The 4,122-nt window shown below is 71.0% G+C and carries 3 protein-coding genes; 1 reads left to right on the forward strand and 2 read right to left on the reverse strand.

Annotated elements, in window-relative coordinates; all coding sequences use genetic code 11:
* Positions 1-65 precede the first annotated feature (65 nt).
* Entirely contained in the window at positions 66-1,733 is a 1,668-nt protein-coding gene (locus ACWEMY_RS02315) for a VWA domain-containing protein (protein WP_452388533.1), read from the forward strand.
* A gap of 3 nt (positions 1,734-1,736) precedes the next feature.
* Here the strand turns inward: ACWEMY_RS02315 and ACWEMY_RS02320 are convergent, their stop codons facing one another.
* On the reverse strand, positions 1,737-2,579 hold the full coding sequence (locus ACWEMY_RS02320; RefSeq protein WP_452388534.1) for a Vgb family protein: 843 nt from the start codon (positions 2,577-2,579) through the stop codon (positions 1,737-1,739).
* Complete coding sequence (locus tag ACWEMY_RS02325) at positions 2,572-4,062, reverse strand: ABC-F family ATP-binding cassette domain-containing protein (RefSeq protein WP_452388608.1); 1,491 nt, start codon at positions 4,060-4,062, stop codon at positions 2,572-2,574. The genes ACWEMY_RS02320 and ACWEMY_RS02325 overlap by 8 nt, the downstream gene beginning before the upstream one ends.
* Positions 4,063-4,122 lie beyond the last annotated feature (60 nt).

Here is a 4,122-nt window from a genome sequence, read left to right on the forward strand (position 1 = left end):
CTGGGCGAACAGCCGGGACACCGCTCGGCTGCGGTCCCGACGTCACAGGTCCTTAAACTTGCCGCGTGGGTACACATCGCAGCGGGACCAGATCTCGGAGTATCAGCAAAGGTCCGGTTATCGCGGCGTCGGTACTCGTGCTCGTGCTGGTGGCCGTGTTCGCGTGGTTCCAGTTCAGTGATCGCGCCGATTCGACCGATGTCGCGGCGGCCGCCGAGTGCGTCGAGGGGCCCGCCTCGCTCGACGTCACCGTCGATCCGGCCATCGCCGGGCCGGTCCGCGCGGCGGCCGATACCTACAACGCGAGCAAGCCGCGGGTGCGTGATCACTGCGCGCAGGTGAAGGTGTCCGCGCGGCCGTCGGCGGCGCTGGTCGCCGGTCTGGCCGACGCGGCCCAGTGGGATCCGGCGCTGGGCCCGAAGCCCGGGCTGTGGATCGCCGATTCGAGCCGGTCCATCGATCTGGTTCGGGTGCCCGGTCTGATCGAGGGCTCGCCCGCCTCGATCGCCACCAGCCCGATCGTGCTCGGCGTACCCGAGGCGCTGCGCCAGGTGCTCGAGCAGCACCAGATCACCTGGGCGGATCTGCCCCGGTTGCAGCAGGGCTCGCTCGGTGAGCTCGGCCTGTCCGGCTGGGGTGGGCTGCGGATGGCGCTGCCCGCCGGTGACGCCACCACCGCCGCCGCGGCGTCGATCGGGGCCGCGGTCTCGGGCACCGAACCACTGAGCGAGCAGGCCGCGGGCGACGGGCAGGTCGTCGCGGCGATCTCCGGGCTGGCCGCGGGCGCGCCCACCCCGGCCGACCTGATGACCGCCATGTCCGAGATCACCGCCGACCCCACCGCCGACGCGGTGCACGCCGTGGCCGCAACCCAGCAGCAACTGGGCACCGGCGGGCTCACCGCCTACCGGCCCGCGGGCAGTGCCCCGGTGGCCGACTACCCGGCGGCGCTGCTGTCGGGCCCGTGGGTGGACAAGACCCAGAACCTGATCGCGTCGCGCTTCATCGACTTCCTGCGTGCCCCCGAGCAGGCGGCCGCGCTGGCCGCCGACGGTTTCGGCCCCGCGATCGGCTCGGCACCGGCCAACCCGCCCAAGGGCGCGCTGCAGAAGGTCCAGTCGACCCTCGCCAACCCGGTACTCGGGGTGAACGCCACCGTGCTGCTCGACGTGTCCTCGTCGATGAGCACGGCCGACGGGTCGACCACCCGCCTGGCCAACGCGGGCGCCGCCCTCGCCTCGACCCTGCAGGTGATCCCGCCGGACTTCGGCCTCGGGCTGTGGACCTTCGGCAAGAACCTCGACGGCACCAACCCCTATCAGGTGCAGGTCCCGACCGCGCTGCTCAGCGACACCCAGCGCAATGCGTTCGGTTCCGCGGTCACCTCCACGAAGGCGACCCAGGTCAGCGCCGACCAGGCCTATCCGAGCGTGCTGGCCGCCTATCGCGCCGCCGTGGCCGCCTACTCCCCCGGCCGCACGAATTCGATCCTGCTGATCACCGACGGTCCCGACGACGATTCGTCGCTGACCGGACCGGCACTGCTCAGCCAGATCACGGCCGCGACCGACGCGGGCAGGCCCGTCCGCATCGATGTCATCGTGATCGGCGGGGAAGGCACCCAGACGCTGCAGACCCTCTCTCAGCAGACCGGCGGCACCTACACGCGGATGGCCTCCAGCAACGATCTCGGTTTCGGTACCGCGGTGGTGAAGGCTCTCACCACACCCTGATCGTCAGGGGGAAACCTCCACCAGCGCACCGGATTCCATGGCTATCCAGAGATGGCCCGCGCGGTCGACGGTGAGGCCGTGCGGTTCCTCGCCGGGCAGGTCGAGGTGGCTGACGGTGCCGTCGGTCGTGAGTCTGCCGAGCCGCCCGCTCGCCCATTCGGTGAACCACAGGGCGCCGTCCGGTCCGGTGACGATCGCGTGTGGGCGGGCCGCCGGGTCGGGCAGCGGGAATTCGGTGATCGTGCCGTCCACCGCGATCCGGCCGATGGCCCCGGCGCCGATCTCGGTGAACCACAGCGCGCCGTCGGGGCCCGCGGTGATGCCGACCGGCGCGGCGGCCGGCGTCGGCAAGGGGTACCGGGTCACCGTGAGATCCGTGTCGACCCGCCCGATCGCATTGCCCTGGTTCACGGTGAACCACACGGCTCCGTCGGGACCGGCGGTGATCATGGACGGCATGCCGTCGACCTCGGCCCGGTCGATACCGCCGTCGGCCGCGATCCGCCCGACACGACCGCTGGACAACTCGGTGAACCACAGTCCGCCCGGACCGACGCACAATCCGTAGGGTCCGTCCAGCGCGATGCTGGTGACGCTGCCCTGCTCCGCGACGCGGCCGAGCCGTCCGCCACGGAACTCGGTGAACCACACTGCGTTGTCGGGCCCGGTCACCAGGACGGTGGGTTGTCCGTCGGCCGGGTCGAGGGTGATCGTGTCGACCACTCCGTCCCGGTAGCGCCCGAGCGCGCCCTGGGTGGCCATGGTGAACCACAGCGCGTCGTCCGGTCCGACGGTGACGCCATAGGGCGCGCCGTCGACCTCCACCACTGTCACGATGTCAGGCACAGTCCTGGATTCCCTTCTGTACTCCCCGGAACCGGCGGCGCAGCGCGCGGTCGTGCGAGACGACCACCACCGCACCCCGGTATTCGTGCAGGGCGCGTTCCACCTCGTCGACCAGGGTGAGCGAGAGGTGGTTGGTCGGTTCGTCGAGCAGCAGCAGGTCGTGCTCACCGGCGAGGACACGCGCCAGGGCCAGCCTGCGCCGCTGCCCTTCCGACAACGTACCCACCGGGCGGTCGAACGATTCCGGATCGAACAACCCGGTGGCGAGCAGAGCGGCGCGGCCGAATCCGTAGGTCTCCACGACGGTGCGGTCCGGGTCGAACGGCTCGTCCTGGCGCAGGTAGCCGACCCGTTCCGGTGCCGCGGCATATACGGCGTCGAGCAGTGTCGACTTCCCGGCACCGTTGGGTCCGTGGATGAGCAGCCGGTCGCGCGGACCCACCGTCATCGCACCGACCGCGAACCCGCGACCCTGTCCCGCCGTGGCGAACCGGCCGCGGAAGCGCAAGGGCTGCGGCGGGCACGGCACGGGGTCGGCGCGCAGGCGGCGCAGCTGTTCGGCGGTGCGGCGCACCCGCGAGGCGACCGAACTCTGCACCCGGCCCGCGTTGCGGTCGTAGGCCATCTTGTTGTTGTCGGTCATTGCGCGGCCGTGCGCCACCTGCGTCGCGGTGGTCGAGGCGAACTCCTCGAGCCGGGTGATCTCCTCGCACCACCGCGCGTAGTCCTGTTCCCAGCGGATCCGGGCCGCGGCCTTCGCGTCGAGGAAACCGCTGTAGCCACCACCGAAGCGGGTGAGTGTCCCGTCGGCCACATCGATGACGGCGGTCACCACCCGGTCCAGGAAGTCCCGGTCGTGCGATACCACGACGACGGTGCCGCGATGGGTACGCAACCGGTTCTCCAGCCAGGTCAGTGCCGCCTCGTCGAGGTGGTTGGTGGGCTCGTCGAGCAGCAGTACCTCGGGTGAGGCCGCCAGCAGGCAGGCGAGCCCGAGGCGGGCGCGCTCGCCGCCGGAGAGGGTGGCGAGCGCTCGATCGCGATCGATTCCGGCCAGGCCGAGGCCGTGCAGGGCCGCGTCGACCCGGGCGTCGGCGACGTAGCCGTCGCGGGCTTCGAAGCGGGTGAGCAGGTCACCGAACCGGTCCATGTCCTGGGCTTCGGCGGCTTCGCGCATCCCGCGTTCCCAGGCGCGCAGTTCCGCCAGCGCCGCCTCGACGGCCCCGCCCACGGTGGTGCCGGACAGCGTTTGCGCGAGGTGCCCGATGCCGTTGTCGGCGGTCACCGTGACGGCACCCGCGTCGGCGGTCTCCAGGCCGGCCAGCAGCCGAAGCAGCGTCGACTTGCCCGATCCGTTCTCGCCGACGATCCCGACCCGTTCACCCGGCCGGATGGTGGCGGACACGGTGTCGAGCACCGGCCTGCCCGCGTAGGACTTCGATACGCCGTGCAGGGACAGCTGAGTGGTCAAACAACGCTCCAATCGCAACTTGTGTAGCTTTAACGTAGCAAGGACCACTTACTAACGCAACAGGAGTTGTTT

This window comes from Nocardia sp. NPDC004415 (assembly GCF_053602435.1).